Here is a 22,090-nt window from a genome sequence, read left to right on the forward strand (position 1 = left end):
ACGGGTCATCAACTCCCTTTCTTGTCCCATGAATTGACCTTTCACCCCATCCCGGAGTGACGTACGTCACCACTAGCGTGGACCGCGTACGTCACTCCCAGGTGAAGGGACCATTCCATGCGGGTCGGAGTACTGACCGGAGGCGGCGACTGCCCCGGGCTCAACGCGGTCATCCGGGGCATCGTCCGCAAGGGTGTGCAGGAGTACGGATACGAGTTCACCGGGTTCAAGGACGGCTGGCGCGGCCCACTGGAGGGCGCCACCGTCCCGTTGGACATCCCGGCGGTGCGCGGCATCCTGCCGCGCGGCGGCACCATCCTCGGCTCCTCGCGCACCAACCCCCTGAAGGCGGAGAACGGCGTCCGCCGTATCAAGGAGAACCTCGCCAAGTACGAGATCGACGCCGTGGTCGCGATCGGCGGCGAGGACACCCTCGGTGTCGCGGCCCGCCTCAGTGACGAGTACGGCATCAAGTGCGTCGGCGTGCCCAAGACGATCGACAACGACCTGTCCGCCACCGACTACACCTTCGGCTTCGACACCGCCGTCGGCATCGCGACCGAGGCGATCGACCGGCTGCACACCACGGCCGAGTCGCACATGCGGGTCCTGGTCGTCGAGGTCATGGGCCGGCACGCCGGATGGATCGCCCTGCACTCGGGCCTGGCCGGCGGCGCCAACGTCATCCTCATTCCCGAGCAGCGCTTCGACGTCGACCAGGTCTGCGGCTGGGTCACCTCACGCTTCAAGGCCTCCTACGCCCCGATCGTCTGCATCGCCGAGGGCGCCATGCCCAAGGACGGCGAGATGGTGCTCAAGGACGGCACGCTCGACTCCTTCGGGCACGTGCGCCTGTCGGGCGTCGGCGAATGGCTGGCCAAGGAGATCGAGAAGCGCACCGGCAAGGAGGCGAGGACCACCGTCCTGGGCCACGTGCAGCGCGGCGGCACCCCGAGCGCGTTCGACCGGTGGCTCGCGACCCGCTTCGGGCTGCACGCCATCGAGGCGGTGCGCGACGGCGACTTCGGCAAGATGGTGGCGCTGCGCGGCACCGACATCGTGCGGGTGCCGATCGCCGAGGCGACCGCCAAGCTGAAGACGGTGGACCCCGCGCTCTACGCCGAGGTAGGGGTCTTCTTCGGCTGACCCGGACCGTCCCGGCCGGGCAGGGCGGGGCTGTGGGCCGTATATTCGCGATATCCGGCCCATAGCCCTCATGCCCGGCGAAACGCCCGGGAGTGCCCCCAAGGGAGCATCGTGGAGATCCTGGCATTCGGCGTGCAGGCCGACGAGAAGCCGCTGATCGAGCGGGCCTTCGCGGGCCGCCACCAGGTGCGCTGTCTCGATGTCTTCCTCACCGAGGACACGGCGCCGATCGCCGCCGGCTACGAGGCGATCTCCACCAGCGTCAACGCCGACCTCGGCGCCCGGGTCCTGCAGAGCCTCGCCGTCGGCGGCACCCAGCTGATCGCCCAGCGCTCCACCGGCTTCAACAACATCGACCTGGACGTGGCCGAGCGCCTCGGCCTCACCATCGCCCGGGTCTCCTCCTACTCCCCGTACTCCGTCGCCGAATTCGCCTGGACCCTGGCGATGGCCGTCAACCGCCGCATCGTGCGGGCGTCCAACCGCACCCGCGACTTCGACTTCCGCCTCGACGGACTGCTCGGCCGCGACCTGCGGGGGCGCACCGTCGGCGTGCTCGGCACCGGCAAGATCGGCGAGGCCTTCACCCGGATCGCCCACGGCTTCGGCATGAACCTGCTCGGCTGGGACGTGGCGCAGAACCCGGCCTGCGTGGAGCTCGGCATGACGTACGTCGACAAGGACGACCTCCTCGCCGCCGCCGACGTGATCAGCCTGCACGTGCCGCTGCTGCCCTCGACGCACCACATCATCGGCCGCGCGGAGCTCGTCGCGATGAAGGACGAGGCGATCCTCGTCAACTCCAGCAGGGGCGGCCTGATCGACACCGATGCGCTGGTCGACGAGCTGCGCAGGGGCCGCTTCGCCGGCGTCGGGCTCGACGTGTACGAGGCCGAGGCCGGGCTGTTCTTCCACGACCGGTCCCTCGACGCGGTCGAGGACGACACCCTGGCCCGCCTGGTGACCTTCCCGAACGTGGTGGTCACCTCGCACCAGGCGTACTACACCGTGGACGCGGTGAGCCAGATCGTCGCGGCGACCGTGGAGAACGTGGCGGCCTACGCGGAAGGCCGCCACACCGAGAACATCCTGGTACCGGCCGCTCCGTGAGCCGGGCGGCGCGGCCTCAGCGGACCGCCGCCACCCCCGCGAGCAGCTCCCTGACGATCTCCGGGCCGCGCAGCGTCAGCACCGACTCCGGGTGGAACTGGATGCCCGCGTAGCCGGCGCCGCGCAGCGCGTGCACCTCCCTGGTCACCGGGTCCAGCGACACCTCGACCCCCGCGGGCGCCTGCGCGCAGCGCGCCGCGAAGCTGTTGTAGAAGCCCACGGTCTCCTCGCGGCCGAACACATCGATCCGCACCTGCGCGCCCTGGTGGGGCTCCCGCTTGCGGACGATCGGCAGGCCGAGTTCCGCCGCGATCAGCTCGTGGCCCAGGCACACCCCGAGCAACCCGTGCCGGTGCGAGCGCAGCAGCTCCGCCGTGAGCGGGCGAAGCAGGCGCATCTTCGGGTCGGCCGCGTCCACGGGGTTGCCCGGACCCGGCCCCAGGATCACCGGGCCCTCATGCGCGAGGGCCCGCCCGCGCAGTCCGGGGGCGTCGTAGCGGAGCACCGACACGTCCAGGCCCGCCGAGCGCAGCACGTGCGCGAGCATCGCCGTGAAGGTGTCCTCGCCGTCCACCACGAGCGCCGAGCCGCTCGGCTCCGCGGGGCGGTCCCGCATCCGCAGCCAGAACGGCGCGAGGCCGGCCCGCCGGGCGTCCAGGGCGGCCCGCACCCGGGGATCGTCGGCGAGGCGGGGGCGTACCGACTCGGCGGCCGGGCGGGCGGGGCGCACTCCGAGCGCGGCCAGCACCCCGGCGGCCTTGGCGTGGGTCTCGGCGACCTCGCCCGCCGGGTCCGAGTGCCGGACGAGGGTCGCGCCGACCGGGACCTCCAGCCGTCCCCCGGGGGAGATGTGGGCGGTGCGGATCAGGATGGGCGAGTCGAGCGTCTGGGCGCCGCCCGCGTCCAGGCCGAGCAGCGCGAGCGCGCCCGCGTAGTAGCCGCGTCCACCGGGCTCGTGGCGCTCGATGACCCGGCACGCGTTCTGCACCGGGGAGCCGGTGACGGTCGCCGCGAACATCGTCTCCCTGAGCACCTCGCGCACATCCAGCGAGGAGCGGCCCCTCAACTCGTACTCGGTGTGCGCGAGATGAGCCATCTCCTTCAGGCGCGGGCCGATCACGACGCCGCCCATGTCACCCACCGTGCACATCATCTTGAGTTCCTCGTCGACGACCATGGAGAGCTCGTCGGTCTCCTTGCGGTCGGCGAGGAAGGCCAGCAGGTCCTCGGGAGTGGGCCCGCCGGCCGGATAGCGATAGGTCCCGCTGATCGGGTTCATGACGACGGTGCCGCCGGACATCCGCACGTGCACCTCGGGGCTGGCCCCGATGAGTGTGCGCCCGCCCGTCGCCCGCCGCCGCCCTTCCGAGGAAGGCCCTCCGGGCCCCTTGCTGTTTCCGGTGTGCACCACATACGTCCAGTACGCGCCCCGCTCGCCCTCCAGCAGGCGGCGGAACAGGGCCAGCGCGTCGGCCCGCCCGAAGCCGGGGATCTCGCCCCTGAACGTGCGGCGGATGACGAAATTGGCGCCTTCGCCGCGGCCGATCTCGTCGTCGATCACCCGCCGCACGATGCCCGCGTACTCCTCGTCGCCGACGTCGAAAGCGCCGTCCTCGACCCGTACCTCGTGCGTGGGCAGCTCCGCGAGCACCTTGGCGAGCGGCAGCTCGTGCGCCTCGGCCGCGACGAGCACCGAGAGCGGCGTCCCGTCGTCGCGGACGTCGAAGCCGCGCTCCCTGATCTGCCGGAACGGCACCAGGGCGAGAGCGGGGAGTTCCCCGACGGGCAGGTCGGCCAGGTGCTCGGCCTCGTGGACCTCGCCGATCAGCAGCTCGACGGTGTCGTGGTCACGGCCCGGAGTGCGCCTGCGCAGCAGCGCGAACGGCGGGCAGTCCTCGTCCAGCAGTCTCTCGATGAGCATGGGACGGGTGGTTCCTTCCGGTGGGGAGCGGGAGGAACGGCCCGGGAAACACCGAAGGCCGCCCCTCGGGGCGGCCTTCGCGAGTCTGTGTGTACGCGCAGAGATCAGCGGGCCGCCGGATGAGCGGTCCACCACCAGTTCTGGATCGAGTGCGCGAACATGGCGGGCACTCTACCCGACGATCCGACGGCACCGCCGCCGGGCGGTGCCGTCGGATCTCTAGCGGGTCCCGGGCGTGACCGCCTGGACGTCGCTCGCCCGCACCCAGGCGATCCGGTGGTTGTACCGGACCGGGTAGAAGGTCTGGGCGCCCTTGACCAGGGTGCCGAGCGTGGTGCCGCCGTAGTAGTAGTCGCCCGCGACCGCGTCACCGGCGGCCACGTAGGCCTGCCCGGCCGGGAGGGCGTACTTCGTCAGGGAGGCGGAGTTGCTGCCCTGCACCGGCACCCCGGTGCCCGCGTACGCCGCGTCCTCGGGGTAGGCGCGGCCGTAGACCTGCACCGGGGCGTCGCCCTTGGCCTTCAGGACGACCGGGGCCGCCGAGCGCGCGACGGCCGAGGTGTAGCGGCCTCCTGGGTTGTGGAACCAGGCCTTCTGCCCGCCGTACCAGATCGCCGTCCAGTCGCCCTGCCGGTCCGCGACGACGTACCGGCCGCCCGCGACGACCTTGTTGCCCCAGTTCGGGCCCTCGGTCGCGACCTGCTCGCCCAGGTAGGGGTCGCTCAGCGGGGCGGCGTCGGTGGACGGTGCGGCGTACAGGTAGCCGAAGTTGACGGGCTCGTCGAAGGTGGTGCGGACCTTGGTGGCCGGGTCGTAGTACGTCGTGGTGCGCGGGGTGAACGGCGGCACGACCTTGACGACCTGGCCGGCCGCGGGCATCCGGGGGGCGGCGCAGTCGTCGGCGCCGAGCAGGGACATGTAGTGGTTCCAGTCCCAGAACGGGCCGGGGTCCCAGTGCTGCCCTGCCACATAGCCGTCCAGCGGGCCCGGCACCTCGTCGTGGCCGAGGACGTGCTCGCGGTCGAGCGGGATGGAGAACCGGCCGGCCAGGTATTTCACCAGCGTCGCGGACGCGTCGTAGAGCGGCTCTCCGTACCAGCTGCCCTGCTTCATGGCGAAGCCCACGTGCTCGATGCCGAGGGCGTGCATGTTCACCGACTTGTTGCCCGCGTGGTACGACTCGTCCTTCGTCGCCACCACCTGGGTGACCAGGCTGCCGTCGTCCTTGACGATGTAGTGCGTGCTGGCCGAACTCCTCGGGTCCTGGAAGGTCTTGATGGAGCCGTCGTAGGAGCCCTCGGTGTCGTGGATCACGATCTGCCGGATGTCGTATCCGTTGTCCGGCCGGGTCGCCACGTTGTAGTTGTTCGGGTCGGCCGGCCGGTAGTCGCAGTTGAGCCCGGCCGGGCACTCGGGGGCCGGAGCGGCCGGGTCGGCAGCCAGGGCCTTCTTCGCCGGGCCCGCCGGCCTGACGCCGGGGTCGGCGGGCAGGGCGAGGGCCTGGCCGTCCGTGGTGACCCGGCTCTCGCCCGAGCGCACCGAGGCGAAGACGCGCTCCGCGAAGGCGTCGGCGCCCTTGGCGTCGGGGGCCTGGCTGTAGCGGGCCACCGCCGGGTACCAGGCGCCCGGGTCGGCGGGCAGCGAGCCGGTCGCCGCGCGCTGGTAGTGGGCGAGCAGGGCCGCGCCCGCCCGGATGCTCCGGCCGGCGTCGGTACGCACCGCGTCCACGGGCTCGCCGATGAGTCGCGCTGCCTCGTCCAGGGTGTGCAGGCCGGGCGCCGTGGTGTCGACGGCGGGCTCGGCGGCCGGCGCCTTCTTGGCGTCGAACCGCTTCATGACGGCCGGGTCGCCGCTCAGATCGAGGTGCGCGAGCCGGTCCTGGGCGCTGGGCTGCTCGACATCGCCGGGCAGCACCCGGGTCAGGCCCATGACGTTGTACGCGCCCGACGTGCTGGGCCTTCCGTCGTGGTCCTCCCAGAGCGTCTGACGGTAGGAGACCGCCATGAGGACGCTCTGGGGAACCTTGAACTCCCGTGCGGCACCGGCGAATTGGGCCTGGAGGGCCGTGCTTGCCCGGGTCTGTCCGCCGGCGCCGAGCGGCGCCGCGAGCGCCTGCGGGCCGAGCGCGGTGAGCGCCAGTGCCCCGGCCACCGCCGACCCCACCAGCTTCGCCTTCGTGTGTTTCCGCTGTCCGCCGGTCACGCTTCGGCTCACACCCACCCCTGGTCACGTTTGTCCCACATTCGGTAACTGGCGTGACAGTAACAGGGGATGATCATGGTCGGTCACGATCGGGACCTTCCGGACCGCATGCCTGCCCTTACGGTCATGGCCGCGTGCCCGGGTGTCTCATTTGGCGGTCGTGGGAATGGACGGCTTTGCCGACCACGTAATGTGGGTGCGGTGACCGTGAACGTAAACACCTGGCGTGACCTTCCCGCGGCGCAGCAGCCCGAGTACCCCGATGCCGAGGCTCTGCGCGATGTGATCGCGGACCTCGAATCGTATCCGCCGCTCGTCTTCGCCGGCGAGTGCGACCAGCTGCGTGCCCGTCTGGGAGCCGTCGCCCAGGGCGAGGCGTTCCTCCTCCAGGGCGGCGACTGCGCCGAGGCCTTCGATGCCGTGTCGGCCGAGCAGATCCGGGCCAAGCTCAAGACGCTCCTGCAGATGAGCGCCGTCCTCACCTACGCGGCCTCCGTGCCCGTGGTGAAGGTCGGCCGCATCGCCGGCCAGTACTCCAAGCCCCGCTCCAAGGGCACCGAGACCCGCGACGGCGTGACCCTGCCGACCTACCGCGGCGACTCCGTGAACGGCTTCGCCTTCACGGAGAAGGACCGCGTGCCCGACCCCGAGCGCCTGAAGCGGATGTACCACGCGTCCGCCTCGACGCTGAACCTGGTGCGCGCCTTCACCACCGGTGGCTACGCCGACCTGCGCCAGGTGCACGCCTGGAACCAGGACTTCGTGAAGTCCTCGCCGTCCGGCCAGCGCTACGAGCAGCTCGCCCGCGAGATCGACAACGCGCTGAACTTCATGAAGGCCTGCGGCACCGACCCGGCCGAGTTCAAGGCAGTCGAGTTCTACGCCTCCCACGAGGCCCTGCTGCTCGACTACGAGTCGGCGCTCACCCGCACCGACTCGCGCACCGGGCACCTGTACGACACCTCGGCCCACATGGTCTGGATCGGTGAGCGCACCCGGCAGCTCGACGGCGGGCACATCGAGTTCGCCTCCCGGATCCGCAACCCGATCGGCATCAAGCTCGGCCCGACGACCTCCGTCGACGAGGCGCTCACCTACGTGGACCGTCTCGACCCGGACCGCGAGCCGGGCCGGCTGACCTTCGTCGTCCGCATGGGCGCCGACAAGGTCCGCGACAAGCTGCCCGAGCTCGTCGAGAAGGTCACCGCCTCCGGCGCGGTCGTCGCCTGGGTCACCGACCCGATGCACGGCAACACCTTCGAGGCGGCCTCCGGCCACAAGACGCGCCGCTTCGACGACGTCCTGGACGAGGTCAAGGGCTTCTTCGAGGTCCACAAGGCGCTGGGCACCCACCCGGGCGGCATCCACGTCGAGCTCACCGGTGACGACGTCACCGAGTGCGTGGGCGGCGGCGACGAGATCTTCGTCGACGACCTGCACCAGCGCTACGAGACGGCCTGCGACCCGCGCCTGAACCGCAGCCAGTCCCTCGACCTGGCGTTCCTGGTCGCCGAGATGTACCGCGATCAGTAAATTCCCGTACGCAGCGGCAGTGGGGCGCGGATCCATGTGATCCGCGCCCCACTGGCGTATCCGGTCTTTTGCGCACCCGGGGCGGCAGGTAAGGTTAGGTTAGCCTCACCGAGTCATCGGGACGGGCTTTCCATGACGATCCCGCGCCGAGCGCCCACGGGAGGTGAACCGCGTGTACGTATGCAACTGCTTCGGTGTCACCGAGGAGCAGGTCAAGAAGCACGCGGACGGCGGTGCCTGCACCCCCCGTCAGATAGCTTCGGCCTGCAAGGCCGGCACCGACTGCGGTTCGTGCGTGCGCCGCATCCAGGCCCTGCTCGGACGCGGCGCCTGCCCCCGGCGCGAGCTGGTGGACCAGGGCGTTCCCGCGCTCACCGCCGTCACGACGGAAGCCGTGACGGCGCCATTCGCTCCCGCCCTCGACGACGCGGCCTGACGCTCGCCGCCCCGCGAGCCCGCAGGCCTGAACGCCGGCTCTCCCGCTAGCTCTCCGGCTGCTCGATGAGCTGCGCGATGTAGAGCGCCTCGCCGAGCTTCTCGACGAGCTCCAGCTGGGTGTCGAGGTAGTCGATGTGGTGCTCCTCGTCGGCCAGGATCGACTCGAAGATGTTCGCGGACGTGATGTCGCCCTTGCCCCGCATCACCTCGATCCCGCGCTTGAGGCGGTCGATCGCCTCGACCTCGACCTGCCGGTCCGCCTGGAACATCTCGGTGACCGTCTGCCCGATGCGCACATGGAAGAGCCGCTGGAAATTGGGCAGACCGTCCAGGAACAGGATCCGGTCGGTCAGCACCTCCGCATGCTTCATCTCGTCGATCGACTCGTGACGCGTGTACTTGGCCAGCTTCGTCCAGCCGAAGTTGGCCTGCATCGCGCTGTGCAGCCAGTACTGGTTGATCGCCGTCAGCTCGGCACTCAGCTGCTCATTCAGGAATTCGATGACCTCGGGGTCGCCCTGCATCGCAGAGGCTCCTTCCAAGCGGTAACTGGGCAGGTTTCGCGCATCCTTGCACCGTGATTCGGGACCGTCCAGTAAGTGCATGCTTAGTAGGAGTTGCCCGAATCGGGATGTCCCTGGTCATCACCACCCTCCGGGGTCTGTCACCATGGAGTCATGGGTCAGCCGGAGAGCCGGGAGCGGCAGGGAGCAGCGCAGACGGAGCTTCCGCCGGGCCAGCGGCTCCAGCGCGGCTGGCCGGTCACCCACTACGGGCCGGTGCCCAAGTTCAAGCCGGAGCGCTGGGAGTTCCGGGTCTTCGGGGCCACCGCCGACGGCGACAAGCGCTGCTGGAACCACGAGGAGTTCTCGGCGCTGCCCTTCGAGACCGTGGTCGCCGACCTGCACTGCGTCACCAAGTTCTCGATGCTCGGGGCCGAATGGGGCGGGGTGAGCGCCCGCACGATCGCCGAACTCGCGCCGCCCGCACCCGATGTCACCCACGTGATGGTCTGGGCCGAGTACGGCTTCAGCTCCAATCTGCGCCTCGCCGACTTCCTCTCCGACCGCACGGTCTTCGCCACCCACAACGGCGGCGAACTGCTCACCGCCGAGCACGGCTTCCCGCTGCGCCTGGTCGTGCCGCACCTCTACGCCTGGAAGGGCCCCAAGTGGGTCCGCGGCATCGAGTACATGACGGCCGACCGCCGGGGCTTCTGGGAGGAGCGCGGCTACCACAACGTCGGCGACCCCTGGCGCGAGCAGCGCTACTCCTACCAGGAGGAGCCCGGGGACGGCCCCGAGCTCTGAGCGCGGCCCGCCGAAGAACCCCGGGTGCCGACAGGATCCGCCGGGCAGGTCCTCAGGCCCGCAGGGACTTCAGCCGGGCCACGTCGTTCGCGTGGCCCTCCTTGCCGCCCGGCGTCTCGATGACCAGCGGCACGCCCGCGGTCGCCGGGTGCCCGAGCAGCTCGCGGAACGGCTCCTCGCCGATGTGTCCCGAGCCGATGTTCTCGTGACGGTCCTTGTGTGCGCCGGCCACGTCCTTGGAGTCGTTGGCGTGGATCAGTTTCAGCCGTCCCTCGCCGACGGTGTCCACGAGCAGGTCCAGGGTCTGCTTCATCCCGCCGGGACCGGCCAGGTCGTGCCCGGCCGCGTAGATGTGGCAGGTGTCCAGGCAGACGCCCAGCATCGGATGCGCGTCCAGGGCCTCGAAGTACGGGCCGAAGTCCCAGGTGCGCGAGCACAGCGAGGACCCCTGGCCCGCGGTCGACTCCAGGAGCAGGAACGGGTCGTCGTCGTGGGTCAGTTCGTCGAGCAGCGGCAGCAGATGCGACCTGACCTGCGCGAGTGCCTCGGCGCGCGGCCGGCCGCCGGTCGCCGAGCCGGTGTGCACGACCACGCCGAGCGCCCCGATCTCCCGGCCCCTGCGCAGGGAGTGCCGCAGCGACTCCACCGACCTCTCCACCGTCGCCGCGGTGTGCGAACCGAAGTTGATCAGGTACGGAGCGTGCACGTACGCCGGGATCGACGCCTCGGCGCACTCGGCCCTGAACCGCTCGTCCTGGGCCGGGTTCCCGGTGGGGGTGGCCCAGCCGCGCGGGTTGGCGGCGAAGACCTGCACGGTCTCGGCGCCGATCTCGCGCGCGTAGGCGAGGCCGACCGTGGCGAGGCCGCCGGCCACGGGCACATGGCCGCCGATGGGGTTGCGCATGGAGTGACTACAGTCCCTTGGTGGTGATCGTGATGGTGGAGCCCTCGGGGGCCTGGCTGCCGCCGGCGACGGACTGACCGGAGACCTCGTCGCTGAGGAACGGGAAGCTGCGGTCGACCTTCACCTTGAAGCCGGCCGCCTCCAGGGCCTTCTGCGCGTCGTCCGCCTTCTGGCCGGTCACCGTGGGGACCGGGACCATCCGGGGCCCCTTGGACACGGTCAGCGTGACGGTGTCGCCCTTGGTGAGCCGGGCGTGCTCGGCCGCCGACTGTGCGGCCACCTTGCCCGCCTCCTGCTCCGAGTTGACCTGGTCGGGCGCGACGGTGACCTTGAGACCCGCGCCCTGGAGGGCGGCGGTGGCGTCGGCCACCGGATCGCCCACCACATTCGGCATGTCGACCGGGGCGCCCTTGCTCACGACGAGCGCGACCGCGGTGTCGGTGTGGCGCTTGACGCCGGCCGCCGGCTCGGTGCGGATCACCGCGCCCTGCGCGACGCCGTCGCTGAACTCGCTCGTGGTGTCGCCGGGCGCGAAGCCCGCCTTCTGCAACTCGCTCCTGGCCCGGTCGAGCGGCATCCCGTCGAGCTTGGGCACCTGCGCCGTCTCGGGGCCGCGCGAGACGACGAGCGTCACCGAGCCGTTGCCGCGGATGCGGGCGCCGGTCGCCGGGTCGGTCGAGATGACCTGGCCCCGCTCGACGGTGTCGCTGAACTGCCGGTCCACCTTCTTGAGGTCGAGCCCGGCGCCCGACAGCTTCTTCTTCGCCGCGTCCTCGCTCCGCCCGATGAGCGCGGGGACCCGGGTGAACTGGCCGGAGTTGATGTACCAGACGCCCGCGCCGACCCCGAGGATCAGCAGGAACGCGGTCACCAGCGCGACGACCCCGCGCCGGTTGTCGAACCGGCCGCGAGCCGCGCGCGGCACCGGCCGCCGCTCCGGCCCCTCCTCGACGCGCTGCGGCATGATCAGACGGCTGGTGCGGTGGACGGGATCCGGCCCGGCGGACTCCGCGGGCAGCGGCACGCCCGCCGGCGTCACCTGCGTCACCGGCGTCGCCGCGGCCCGCGGGATGACGCTCGTACGGTCGTCGGCGCCGGCCCCCGCCGCCACGGCGTGGGCGCCCGGCGGGAGGGCGTCCAGCTGGTCGTCGTCCAGGGCGGCGCGGGCCGTGAGGGTCTCGGCGAGCAGGGCCACCGCGTCGTACGGGCGGACGTCGGGGTTGCGGGCGGTCGCCGAGGCGACCAGATCGTCCAGCTCGAAGGCGAGGCCGGGCACGGCCGCGGACGGCGCGGGCATGCCCTCGTGGAGGTGGGCGTAGAGGATCTGGGCGGGGGTGTCCCCGCCGTGCGGCTTGGCGCCGGTGAGCATCTCGTACAGGACGACGCCGCACGCGTACACGTCGGCGCGGGTGTCGGCGGTGCCGTGCTCGATCTGCTCGGGGGCGAGGTAGGAGACCGTACCGAGGACCGAGCCGGTGCTGCTCGTCACCGAGTCCACGGCCCTGACCAGGCCGAAGTCGGCCACCTTGACCCGGCCGTCGTCGCCGATCAGGACGTTCTCGGGCTTCATGTCCCGGTGCACGAACCCGGCCCGGTGGGCGGCGCCGAGCGCGGCGAGCACCGGCTCCAGGATGTCGAGCGCCGCGCGCGGCTGGAGCGCGCCGCGCTCGCGCAGCACGTCGCGCAGGGTGCAGCCCGCGACGTACTCCATCGCGAGATAGACGTACTGGTCCTGGGCGCCCTGGTCGAAGACGCCGACCACATTGGGGTGCGCGAGCCGGGCGACCGACTTGGCCTCGCGGATGAAGCGTTCCACGAACGTGGCGTCGGCGGCGAGGCCGGGGTGCATCACCTTGAGGGCGAGCACACGGTCGAGGCGGGTGTCGACGGCCCGGTAGACCGTGGCCATACCGCCGACGGCGATGCGCGCGTCGACGCGGTAGCGGCCGTCGAGCACCTGCCCGACGAGGGGGTCATGAAGGGTCGTATCCACGGAGGAGAGTTTACGAGCGCCACTCGGCCCCCTTCACGCCGCGTACGTGGTGGGGGCCGTACTGAAGCCGAGCTGTGACGCGGACCGGGCCGGAAGGCGGGCTGCTACGGCCGCGACGCGGGACCGTCGGGCGAGAACGCCGGGCGCTCGGGGTCGAGGGCGGCCCGCCCGGCCATCGTGGAGGAGGCCTCCGCGAAGTGGCGGCGCGGGATGCGCCCCGCACGCCGCGCCAGGCGTCCCGCCTCCACCGCGTGCCGCATCGCCTCCGCCATCAGGACCGGCTCCTGGGCCCGGGTGACGGCCGACGCCAGCATCACCGCGGCGCAGCCGAGCTCCATGGCGAGCGCCACGTCGGAGGCGGTGCCCGCGCCCGCGTCGAGAATCACCGGGACGTTCGCCCGGTCCACGATGAGCTCGAAGTTGTGCGGGTTGCGGATGCCGAGCCCGGAGCCGATGGGCGAGCCGAGCGGCATGATCGCCGCGCAGCCGACGTCCTCCAGTTTGCGGGCGAGGACCGGGTCGTCATTGGTGTACGGCAGCACCGTGAACCCGTCGTCCACCAGCACCTCGGCGGCGTCGAGCAGCTCGATCGGGTCGGGCAGCAGGGTGCGTTCGTCGGCCACGACCTCCAGCTTCACCCAGGCGGTGCCGAGTGCCTCGCGGGCCAGGCGCGCGGTGAGTACGGCCTCGCCCGCGGTGAAGCAGCCGGCCGTGTTGGGCAGCACGCGGATGCCGAGCCGGTCGAGCACGGACAGGACCGAGCCCCGCACGGTCGGGTCGAGGCGGCGCATGGCGACCGTGGTGAGTTCGGTGCCGGACACCGCGAGCGCCCGTTCCAGGACGTCGAGACTGGGCGCCCCGCCGGTCCCCATGATCAGGCGGGAGGCGAAGGTGGTGTCGGCGATGGTCAGCGCGTCGTCGGCCATGGGTCAGCCCCCCTGCACGGCGGTGAGGACCTCGACACGGTCGCCGTCGTCGAGCGTGGTCGTCGGCCAGGCGCTGCGGGGTACGACCGCCTCGTTGACGGCGGCGGCGACACCGGAGCGGGACGGGGTGAGGGCGGTGACGAGGGCGTCGAGGGTGGTCCCGGAGGCGAGCGCGCGGGGCTCGCCGTTGACGGAGATGGTCATGCGGTCGTCAGCTCCCGAGGTGCGGAGGTGAAGCGGCGGGGGGTGAACGGGCGTGCCGCGTCGGGCAGTTCGCCGGTGGTCAGCACGTGCGCCATGACATCGCCGGTGACCGCGGTGAGCAGCACGCCGTTGCGGTAGTGCCCGGTGGCGAGCAGCAGGCCGGGCAGCGCGGTCGGGCCGAGCAGGGGCGCGTTGTCGGGCGATGCGGGGCGCAGTCCCGCCCGGGTCTCGGTGAGCGGAAGCTCGGTGATTCCGGGCACCAACTCGTGCGCGTCGCGCAGCAGTTGATAGACCCCGCCCGCGGTGACCGTGGTGTCCCAGCCGAGTTCCTCGCTGGTGGCGCCGACGACCAGCTCACCGTTCTCGCGCGGTACGAGATAGACGTCGCTGCCCCGCACCACCGCCCGCACGGTCCGGGACAGGAAGGGTGCGTACGCGGGCGGCACGGTGAGCCGCAGCACCTGGCCCTTCACGGGCCGTACGGGCGGAAGGAGTTCCTCCGGTACGCCGTCGAGCCTGCCGCTGAGGCTTCCGGCCGCGAGCACGACCTGGTCGGCGGCGAGCGTGGCGCCGTCCGCGAGGACGACCCCGGCCGCTCGCTCCCGCACCACCGAGAGCCGCTCGGCCCAGCCGTGCGCGAACCGCACCCCGGCCCCCGTGCAGGCGGCGACCAGGGCCTTGGCCAGGCGCCGGGGGTCGACCTGATGGTCCCCGTCCACCCGGAGGCCGCCGCGCACACCCGGTGCGAGCATCGGCTCCAGACGGCGGCACTCGCGCCCGGAGAGCCACTCCGACTCCAGGCCGCAGCGGACCTGGAGCGCGTGCAGATCCCGCAGGTGCGCGCGGTCGTCGGAGTCGAGCGCCACGGCGAGCGTGCCACAGGCGCGGTAACCGGTGTCGAGCCCGGTGGTCTCGCTCAGCTCGGCCGCGAAGGCCGGATAGCGGCGGGCGGACTCGACGTTGAGCGCGAGCAGGGTCTGCTCGCCGTAGTGGAGTTCGGTGACGGCGGCGAGCATCCCGGCCGCGACCTGGGCGGCCCCGCCGCCCGGCTCGGGGTCCACGAGCACGACCGCCAGGCCGCGCTGGGCGGCCCGCCACGCGGTGACGAGGCCGATGATGCCGCCCCCGACCACGAGGACGTCGGACCCGTTCGCGGATCCGCTGTGTGAAGAACGCATGGGCGTCCAGCCCCTCCCTTCGCCGGCATGACCCGGATCAGGTTCGTACGGTCGGAGGCCGCCCAGCCTCCCTCTCAGCCCGGTGCGTCCGGGCTCCCGCGAGTGCTTTACGCCTGCCACCATAGCCCGAGCCTCCAGCGCGCAGTAAGGGAGCGTCCGGGTGCCCGGGGGGTGTGCGGGCGGGTCCGGCGGGGTGTGCGGGCGGGGCCGGCGGGGTGTGCGGGCGGGTCCGGCCCCTTACCTGACGAATAGTCAGCTGCTTATGGTGATCGGGTGAGCGAACAGCAGACGCAATCCGAAGCGCGGCACGTGGTCGTCGTCGGCGCGGGCATGGCCGGCGTGCAGACCGCGGTGGCCCTGCGCGAACAGGGCTTCACCGGAGCCATCACCCTCATCGGTGCCGAACCCCACCAGCCCTACGACCGGCCGCCGCTGTCCAAGGCGGTCCTGCTCGGCAAGGCCGAGAGCTCGGCCTTCGAGGTCGACTTCGACGCGCTCGGCGTGGACCTGCGCCTGGGTCTCGAAGTCACCGGGGTGCGGCCCGCCGAGCACCGGGTGGTGACCGAGGCGGGCGAGGTGGGGTACGACACCCTGGTCATCGCCACCGGCGCCGAACCGCTCACCCTGCCCGGCAGCCGGGGGGTGCCCGGCGTCCACCTCCTGCGCACCCTCGACGACGCGCGGCGGCTGCGCCCGGTCCTCGACCAGCGCCACCGGATCGTGGTCGTGGGCGCGGGATGGATCGGCGCGGAGTTCGCGACGGCCGCGCGCGACGCGGGATGCGAGGTCACCGTCGTGGAGGCCGCCGACCGCCCGCTGGCCGGGGTGCTGCCCGCACAGGTCGCCGCGCCCATGGCCGACTGGTACGCGGAGTCCGGCGCGGAACTCCTCACCGGCGCGCGGGTCGAGGCGGTCGTACCCGGCGAGGTGCGGCTCGCCGACGGCCGCGCGCTGCCCGCGGACGCGGTGGTCATCGGCATCGGCGCCCGCCCCTCGACGGGCTGGCTGACCGGCTCGGACATCGCGCTCGGCCCCGAGGGCGCGATCACCGCGGACGCCCGCCTGCGCACCTCGCTGCCCGATGTGTACGCGGTCGGCGACTGCGTGTCCTTCCCCTCGGCCCGCTTCGGCGAACGCCTGCTCGTCCACCACTGGGACAACGCGCTCCAGGGTCCGCGTACGGTCGCCGCCGACATCGTGGGCGAGGACCCCACCGACTACGACCCGGTGCCGTACTTCTGGTCCGAGCAGTTCGGCCGCTTCGTCCAGTACGCGGGCCACCACGCGGGCGCCGATCAACTGATCCACCGCGGCGACCCCTCCATGACGCCCTGGTCCGTGTGCTGGCTCCGGGGCGGTGCGCTGGTGGCGGTGCTGGCGGTGGGGCGGCCCCGGGACGTGGCCCAGGGCCGCAAGCTGATCGAGTCGGGCGCGTTGGTCGATGCGTCGAGGGTGGCGGAGCCTTCGGTTCCACTGAAGTCGACGGTGCTGCGGTAGCGGTGGCGCGGGCCCGCCGGGCACCCTGCCGAGGTCGGCCCCGGCAGGGGTCGGGGAACCGCGCGAGCGACCACGCACGGTCCGCGGCGGGAGGGGCCGGGGGGTTCGGGGGCGGAGCCCCTGAAAGGTCACCCCGGTACCGACTGTCAGTCGGAGGTGGCACGCTTGTCCCGTGACCGAGATTGACGCAAAGATTGATGCTCTCGTCCCCGCCTGGCTCCACCTCCCCGACATCGCGGAGATGCTGGACGTGGAGGTGACGCGCGTACGGCAGCTGGTCAAGGAGGGCCAGCTCGTCGCCGTGCGCCGAGGTGAGAACAGGACCCTGCAGGTACCGGCTGCCTTCATCGACACCGACAAGGTGGTCAAGGGGCTCGCCGGAACCCTGACGCTCCTGCGGGACGACGGCTTCTCCGACGAGGAAATGCTGGAGTGGCTGTTCACTCCGGATCCGAGCCTGCCCGGCACCCCCGCGCAGGCCCTCAGTGAGAACCGCGGCACGGAGGTGAAGCGCCGCGCCCAGGCGCTCGCTCTCTGAGCCGAGCGAGCCCACCCGTCAAGCGCCGACCAGCCGCGGTGTACGGTCCGGTCCTGCCGGCCCGTACACCGCGCGGCGCGGCCGAAGACCGAAGGCCCAAGGCCAGGCCCAAGGCCGAAACGAAAAACGCCAACGAACGCGCATACGCAGACCCACGGGGGACCCAGCCATGCCCACCGCCCGCGAGCAGCTCGCCGACGCCCGGCTCTATCTGTGCACCGACGCGCGCAGGCGTCAGGGCGACCTGCCCGAGTTCCTGGACGCCGTCCTGTCCTCGGGCGTGGACATCGTGCAGCTGCGGGACAAGGGCATGGAGGCCGCCGAAGAGCTGGACCACCTGGCCGTCTTCGCGGACGCCTGCCGCAGGCACGGCAAGCTGCTCTCGGTGAACGACCGGGCCGACGTGGCCCACGCCGTCGGCGCCGACGTGCTGCACCTGGGCCAGGGCGACCTGCCGGTGCCCGCCGCTCGGGCGATCCTGGGCGCGGAGGTGCTGATCGGCCGCTCCACGCACGCCGATACGGAGGCCGCCGCGGCCGCCGCCGAGCCGGGCGTCGACTACTTCTGCACGGGCCCCTGCTGGCCCACCCCCACCAAGCCGGGCCGCCACGCCCCGGGCCTCGACCTGGTGCGGTACACCGCCTCGCTCGGCACCGGCCGGCCCTGGTTCGCGATCGGCGGGATCGACGCGGGCAACCTGGACGAGGTCCTGGACGCGGGCGCCGACCGCGTCGTCGTCGTACGGGCGATCACCGAGGCCGCCGATCCGGCGGCGGCCGCCGCCGACCTGGCCAAGCGGGTCAGGGAGCGGCTCGGCTAGAGCCGGCCCCCGGCCCCCGGCCTCCCCCGAGGACGGCCTCGGGGCGGGTCGTGTCCGAGGAGTGGACAGAAGTCCGACAATGTGGACAATTTACCCCCGTTCTGTTGGGGGACCGACCACCCCTGGCTAACCTGCAAGTATGGCCCTTGGCACCGCTTCCACCAGGACTGATCGCGCACGCACCGTGCGCGACATGCTCGCTACCGGCGAGACCACGTACTCCTTCGAGTTCTACGCGCCCAAAACCGAGAAGGGCGAACGGAACCTCTGGAACGCGCTGCGCCGGGTCGAGGCCGTCGCCCCCGACTTCGTCTCCGTGACGTACGGCGCCGGCGGGACCACCCGTACCGGCACCGTCGAGGCCACCCAGCAGATCACCGAGGACACCACCCTCACCCCGGTCGCCCACCTCACCGCCGTCGGGCATTCGATCGCCGAACTCCGCCACGCGGTGGGCCAGTACGCCGACGCGGGAATCCGCAACATCCTCGCGGTGCGCGGCGACCCGAAGGACGACCCGATGGGGGAGTGGGTCCCGCACCCCCAGGGCGTGACGTACGCGGCCGAACTGGTCTCGCTCATCCGGGAGTCCGGCGACTTCTGCGTCGGGGTGGCCGCCTTCCCCGAGATGCATCCCCGCTCCGTCGACTGGGACTCGGACATCCGTAACTTCGTGGACAAGTGCCGCGCGGGCGCCGACTACGCGATCACGCAGATGTTCTTCGAGCCCGCGAACTACGCGCGCCTGCGCGACCGGGTCGCGGCGGCCGGCTGCGAGACCCCGATCATTCCCGAGGTCATGCCCGTGACCAGCGTGAAGCAGTTGCAGCGGCTGCCCCAGCTCAGCAACGCGGTCTTCCCCGCGGAGCTCGGGGACCGCATGCTGGCGGCCAAGGACGATCCGGCCGCTGTACGCTCCATGGGCATCGAGTTCGCCACTGAGTTCTGCTCACGGCTGCTCGCCGATGGCGTTCCCGGGTTGCACTTCATTACCCTCAACAACTCCACGGCGACGCTCGAAATCTACGAGAATCTCGGTCTGCACCAGCAGGCGTAGCCGGAAACCGGTACCCGGGTCAGGGGACAGCTGCACCCGGGGCAGGAGAAGAGGGGCGTACATGGGCTGGACGGTCCTCTACATCGCGTTCGCGTTCGTCGCACTGTGGCTGCTCGGGGAAGTGCTGTTGCAGTACAAGGCGCGACTGCGCTGGCGCCTGCTGGCCTTCACCGGGTTCCTCGGGGTGGTCCTCGGCGTCATGCTGTCGTCGGTCTTCGTGATCATCGTCGGCGCGATCGCCTTCGCCGTCGGCCAGGTGTACGTGACGCTCTCCTTCCGGCGCGGCTTCTCCACCGGCTGGGCGCTGGGCGGCAGGCCGGGCGCGAGCCGCCGCCGCCGGGCGGCCCGCAAGGGGGCCCCCGCGGCCGAACCGGTCCTCGAAGTCACCGACCTCCAGTACGAGGGCGGTGCCGGGCCCGACGACCCCCACGCGACCGACGACCCCAACGGCGCCGACGGCTCCAACGGCCGGGCGCCGCACGGCGATTCGGTCTACTCGCCACAGCCGATGCCCGACGAGACCGGTCAGTACGGCATCTACAACCCGGCGCCGCAGCAGCAGAACGAGACGCAGGCCCAGCCCCAGTACGGCGCGTTCGACCCGCAGCAGCCCTATGCCGACCCGTACGCCGATCCCTACGCCCCGCAGTACGACGAGAGCGGCGCCGGGCAGCAGCAGTACGCCGCCTACTCCGACCCGTACATCGGCAACGGCGGCCAGGCATACGGCACCTACAGCGACTACGACAGCTTCGGCGGGCAGCAGTCGCAGCCCTACCCCGATCCGCTCACCGCGCAGTACGGCACGGACACCCCGCCGGGCGGCGTCTGGGTGCCGCAGCAGCGCGACGGTGAGCAGGCGTACGCCCCGTACGAGCAGCAGCAGGCCCAGCAACCCCCGCAGCCGTACGACCCGAACCAGCCGCATCACGTGTACGACCCGGCCCACCCGGATCCGCCGCCCTACCGGCCCGAGCAGCAGAACTACCGCTACTAGGGACTTACCAGGGCCTCCCGGCCCCGAGCACCCCCACCGCGCCCGGCGCGCACCGCAGTTGGGCCGTGCGCGCGGCAGTTGGAGCGCGGGCACGGCAGTTGGGCCGCCCGGGGCTCACTGCGAGCCCCGGAAGTCCTCCCCCTCGACGATCAGCCCGGCCACCAGCGCGCCGGACATTCCCGCGTAGGCGAGCCCGCCGCCCGGGTGGGCCCAGCCGCCCGCCAGATGAAGCCCCGGCAGGCCGGTGGTGTTGGCGGGGTGCAGGAAAGCGGCCTGCCCGCCGGCCAGCGAGGGCGCCGGCACCGAGCCACCCTCCGCGCCGGTGGCCCGCGCCACGTGCAGCGGGGTGCGGACCTCCTGCCACAGCACGCGCTCCCGCAGACCGGGCACGGCCCGTGCGGCGGCCCCGATCAGCTCGTCCGCGTACCGCCCGGTCAGCGCCTTCTCCGTCCAGTCGACCGGGCCGTGCGGTGCGACGGTCGCCGTCAGGGTCACCGCCTCGTGATCGTCGTCGGGCCGCACCGACGGATCGTCGGGGCGCAGGACCGTGACCGTGGGCGGCGCGGTGTGCGGGCCGGCGAAGGCCGCGCGGGCCTCGGCCGCGGCGTCCGGCGCGTGCACCACCGTGCGGTGCGCCGTGTCCGAGGGGCGCCCGCCGCGCAGCGCGAGCAGCACCGTGAACCGGCTCGGCCGGGCCTCGGCGCCGGGGCCGACCGTGTCCGGCGCCCACAACTCCCGGCCGAACAGCATCCGTTGGAGGCCGCGCGGGTCCGCGCCGCACACCACCTGGTCCGCCTCCACGACCGTGCCGTCCGCCAGCTCGATCCCGGCGGCCCGGCCGTCCTTCTCCCGCACCAGCGTCACCTCGGCGTCGAAGACGAACTCGACCTTCCGCGCCAGACAGCGCTCGTACACCGCGCGCGCCAGCTCCCGCATGCCGCCGCGCACGTACCAACTGCCGAAGGTCTGCTCCATGTAGGGCAGCACGGCCGCGGCGGCCGGGGCCGTGCCCGGGGCCAGGCCGTACTCCAACGCGTAGCTCTCCAGGAGCGCGCCGAGCCGCCCGCCCCCCAGCTCCCGGGCGGCGACCTCGCCGAGCGTGACGGCCCGGCGCGGCGACCGCAGCAGGCGGCGCTGCTTCAGGGCGGGGTAGGGCTCGCGGGCCAGGGTCTGCCAGTTGGGCCACAGGGGCTCTTCGAGCAGTGGCCGGCGTGTGCGGTCCCAGGTCTCCCTGGCCCGGCCGAGGAACGCGCCCCAGCGCTCGCCCGCGTCCCCGCCCAGGGCCTCGTCCAGCGCGGAAACCACTCCGGCGCGCGAGGCATTGGGCAGCGATACCTCGCTGCCGTCGGCGAAGAGGTGGCGCGAGGCCGGGTCCACCGGGGCGAGCTCCACGAGACTCTCCAGCGGCTCCTTGCCGGTCTTCACGAACAGGTCGCGGTAGACGGCGGGCAGCCGCAGCAGCGCTGGGCCGGTGTCGAAGACGAACCCGTCCCGCTCGAACCGCCCGAGGGCGCCGCCGTAGGTCGACGCGCGCTCGTACACCGTCACCCGGTGGCCTGCCACGGCCAGCCGGGCGGCAGCCGCCATGGCGCCCGCGCCGGCGCCGATCACCACAATCCGTGCCATGTCAGCGACTTTATCCGCCGCCACTGACACCTCACTCCGGCGGCCGCACCACCCCGGCCGCGGCCAGCCGCTTCTCCTCCCGGCGCTGCGCCCTGCGCCGCCGGAAACGGCGGATCCTGCGCCACAGCACGACCAGTATCACGACGCCGAGCACGAGCAGCGTGCCCGCGATCACGGCCGCCGCGACCGGATGGAAGATCGCGAAACTTATGATCCCGGCGACGCCCAGATCCTCCGCCGTGCTCAGCGCGATGTTGCTGAACGGCTCGGGCGAGGTGTTCACCGCCATCCGCGTCCCGGCCTTCACCAGATGACTCACCAACGCCGTCGACCCGCCCACGGCGCCCGCCGCGAGGTCCGGCAGCGAACCGTTCTGGCCGGCGAGCAGCGCCCCCACGACCGCGCCGGCGATCGGCCGGATCACCGTGTGCACGGAGTCCCAGACGGAGTCGACGTACGGAATCTTGTCCGCGACCGCCTCGCAGAGGAACAGCACCCCGGCGACGATCAGCACATCGGGCCGCTGCAACGCCTCCGGCACGTCGTCGGTGAGCCCGGTCGCCCCGAAGATCCCGAGCAGCAGCACCACGGCGTAGGCATTGATCCCACTGGCCCAGCCGCTGGTGAAGACGAGGGGGAGTACCTGCATACGGGCTCCTGTGCGTGGGCTCGTGGCTCGACTGATCGTGC

The 22,090-nt window shown here is 72.2% G+C and carries 21 protein-coding genes and 1 riboswitch; of the genes, 10 read left to right on the forward strand and 11 right to left on the reverse strand.

Annotated features, from left to right (window positions below; translation table 11 throughout):
• The first annotated feature begins 117 nt into the window (after positions 1–117).
• Both OG432_RS26025 and OG432_RS26030 read left to right on the forward strand, forming a co-directional pair.
• On the forward strand, positions 118–1,146 hold the full coding sequence (locus tag OG432_RS26025) for a 6-phosphofructokinase (RefSeq protein WP_328313387.1): 1,029 nt from the start codon (positions 118–120) through the stop codon (positions 1,144–1,146).
• A gap of 111 nt (positions 1,147–1,257) precedes the next feature.
• The gene (locus OG432_RS26030) at positions 1,258–2,256 is read left to right on the forward strand and encodes a 2-hydroxyacid dehydrogenase (RefSeq protein ID WP_328313388.1); all 999 of its coding nucleotides are present in this window, start codon (positions 1,258–1,260) and stop codon (positions 2,254–2,256) included.
• Positions 2,257–2,272: 16 nt separating this feature from the next.
• On the opposite strand, the gene OG432_RS26035 is transcribed toward OG432_RS26030, so the two are convergent.
• From OG432_RS26035 to OG432_RS26040, 3 genes are all read right to left on the reverse strand, one after another.
• Positions 2,273–4,177 (reverse strand): anthranilate synthase family protein, encoded by a 1,905-nt coding sequence (locus tag OG432_RS26035; protein WP_328313389.1) that lies wholly within the window; start codon positions 4,175–4,177, stop codon positions 2,273–2,275.
• A gap of 104 nt (positions 4,178–4,281) precedes the next feature.
• Positions 4,282–4,338, reverse strand: a complete 57-nt coding sequence (locus OG432_RS34965; protein ID WP_079033853.1) for a trp operon leader peptide — start codon at positions 4,336–4,338, stop codon at positions 4,282–4,284.
• A gap of 58 nt (positions 4,339–4,396) precedes the next feature.
• Positions 4,397–6,391, reverse strand: a complete 1,995-nt coding sequence (locus OG432_RS26040; RefSeq protein WP_328313390.1) for an N-acetylmuramoyl-L-alanine amidase — start codon at positions 6,389–6,391, stop codon at positions 4,397–4,399.
• 180 nt (positions 6,392–6,571) lie between these two features.
• Between OG432_RS26040 and OG432_RS26045 the strand changes: the two genes are divergently transcribed.
• Together OG432_RS26045 and OG432_RS26050 are read left to right on the forward strand one after the other, a co-directional pair.
• Positions 6,572–7,912, forward strand: a complete 1,341-nt coding sequence (locus OG432_RS26045) for a class II 3-deoxy-7-phosphoheptulonate synthase (protein WP_443058456.1) — start codon at positions 6,572–6,574, stop codon at positions 7,910–7,912.
• Positions 7,913–8,075: 163 nt separating this feature from the next.
• A complete protein-coding gene (locus tag OG432_RS26050; RefSeq protein WP_328313392.1) occupies positions 8,076–8,348 on the forward strand; it encodes a (2Fe-2S)-binding protein in 273 nt (90 codons plus the stop codon).
• Between the two features lie 46 nt (positions 8,349–8,394).
• Here OG432_RS26050 and bfr read toward each other — a convergent pair whose 3' ends face one another.
• Positions 8,395–8,874, reverse strand: coding sequence for a bacterioferritin (gene bfr, locus OG432_RS26055; protein WP_328313393.1), 480 nt, complete (start codon positions 8,872–8,874; stop codon positions 8,395–8,397).
• A 153-nt stretch (positions 8,875–9,027) separates the two neighbouring features.
• On the opposite strand from bfr, the gene OG432_RS26060 reads away from it, so the two are divergent.
• Complete coding sequence (locus OG432_RS26060; protein ID WP_328313394.1) at positions 9,028–9,660, forward strand: sulfite oxidase-like oxidoreductase; 633 nt, start codon at positions 9,028–9,030, stop codon at positions 9,658–9,660.
• Between the two features lie 52 nt (positions 9,661–9,712).
• On the opposite strand, the gene OG432_RS26065 is transcribed toward OG432_RS26060, so the two are convergent.
• The 5 genes from OG432_RS26065 to thiO all read right to left on the reverse strand — a co-directional run bounded on the left by OG432_RS26065 (position 9,713) and on the right by thiO (position 14,865).
• On the reverse strand, positions 9,713–10,564 hold the full coding sequence (locus OG432_RS26065) for a deoxyribonuclease IV (protein WP_328313395.1): 852 nt from the start codon (positions 10,562–10,564) through the stop codon (positions 9,713–9,715).
• A gap of 7 nt (positions 10,565–10,571) precedes the next feature.
• Positions 10,572–12,557, reverse strand: a complete 1,986-nt coding sequence (pknB, locus tag OG432_RS26070) for a Stk1 family PASTA domain-containing Ser/Thr kinase (RefSeq protein WP_328313396.1) — start codon at positions 12,555–12,557, stop codon at positions 10,572–10,574.
• A 104-nt stretch (positions 12,558–12,661) separates the two neighbouring features.
• Positions 12,662–13,483 carry a thiazole synthase gene (locus OG432_RS26075; RefSeq protein ID WP_328313397.1) on the reverse strand — a complete coding sequence of 274 codons (822 nt, stop codon included), beginning with the start codon at positions 13,481–13,483 and terminating at the stop codon, positions 12,662–12,664.
• 3 nt (positions 13,484–13,486) lie between these two features.
• On the reverse strand, positions 13,487–13,687 hold the full coding sequence (gene thiS, locus OG432_RS26080) for a sulfur carrier protein ThiS (protein ID WP_328313399.1): 201 nt from the start codon (positions 13,685–13,687) through the stop codon (positions 13,487–13,489).
• Complete coding sequence (thiO, locus tag OG432_RS26085) at positions 13,684–14,865, reverse strand: glycine oxidase ThiO (RefSeq protein WP_328313400.1); 1,182 nt, start codon at positions 14,863–14,865, stop codon at positions 13,684–13,686. Before thiO ends, thiS begins: the two co-directional genes overlap by 4 nt.
• Positions 14,863–14,975, reverse strand: a riboswitch (TPP riboswitch). It overlaps the preceding gene by 3 nt.
• 163 nt (positions 14,976–15,138) lie before the next feature.
• Here thiO and OG432_RS26090 point away from each other — a divergent pair.
• From OG432_RS26090 to OG432_RS26110, 5 genes are all read left to right on the forward strand, one after another.
• Positions 15,139–16,362 (forward strand): NAD(P)/FAD-dependent oxidoreductase, encoded by a 1,224-nt coding sequence (locus OG432_RS26090; RefSeq protein WP_443058457.1) that lies wholly within the window; start codon positions 15,139–15,141, stop codon positions 16,360–16,362.
• Between the two features lie 172 nt (positions 16,363–16,534).
• Positions 16,535–16,900 (forward strand): Rv2175c family DNA-binding protein, encoded by a 366-nt coding sequence (locus OG432_RS26095; RefSeq protein ID WP_328313401.1) that lies wholly within the window; start codon positions 16,535–16,537, stop codon positions 16,898–16,900.
• 169 nt (positions 16,901–17,069) lie between these two features.
• Positions 17,070–17,720, forward strand: coding sequence for a thiamine phosphate synthase (gene thiE, locus OG432_RS26100; protein WP_328313402.1), 651 nt, complete (start codon positions 17,070–17,072; stop codon positions 17,718–17,720).
• Positions 17,721–17,859: 139 nt separating this feature from the next.
• Positions 17,860–18,777, forward strand: a complete 918-nt coding sequence (gene metF / locus OG432_RS26105) for a methylenetetrahydrofolate reductase [NAD(P)H] (protein ID WP_328313403.1) — start codon at positions 17,860–17,862, stop codon at positions 18,775–18,777.
• Positions 18,778–18,838: 61 nt separating this feature from the next.
• On the forward strand, positions 18,839–19,774 hold the full coding sequence (locus OG432_RS26110; protein ID WP_328313404.1) for a hypothetical protein: 936 nt from the start codon (positions 18,839–18,841) through the stop codon (positions 19,772–19,774).
• A 114-nt stretch (positions 19,775–19,888) separates the two neighbouring features.
• Here OG432_RS26110 and OG432_RS26115 read toward each other — a convergent pair whose 3' ends face one another.
• Positions 19,889–21,400 carry a phytoene desaturase family protein gene (locus tag OG432_RS26115; protein ID WP_328313405.1) on the reverse strand — a complete coding sequence of 504 codons (1,512 nt, stop codon included), beginning with the start codon at positions 21,398–21,400 and terminating at the stop codon, positions 19,889–19,891.
• 31 nt (positions 21,401–21,431) lie between these two features.
• Complete coding sequence (locus tag OG432_RS26120) at positions 21,432–22,049, reverse strand: DUF4126 domain-containing protein (RefSeq protein WP_328313406.1); 618 nt, start codon at positions 22,047–22,049, stop codon at positions 21,432–21,434.
• Positions 22,050–22,090: the final 41 nt, after the last annotated feature.

Source organism: Streptomyces sp. NBC_00442, assembly GCF_036014195.1.
In the GTDB taxonomy this organism is placed as follows: domain Bacteria; phylum Actinomycetota; class Actinomycetes; order Streptomycetales; family Streptomycetaceae; genus Streptomyces.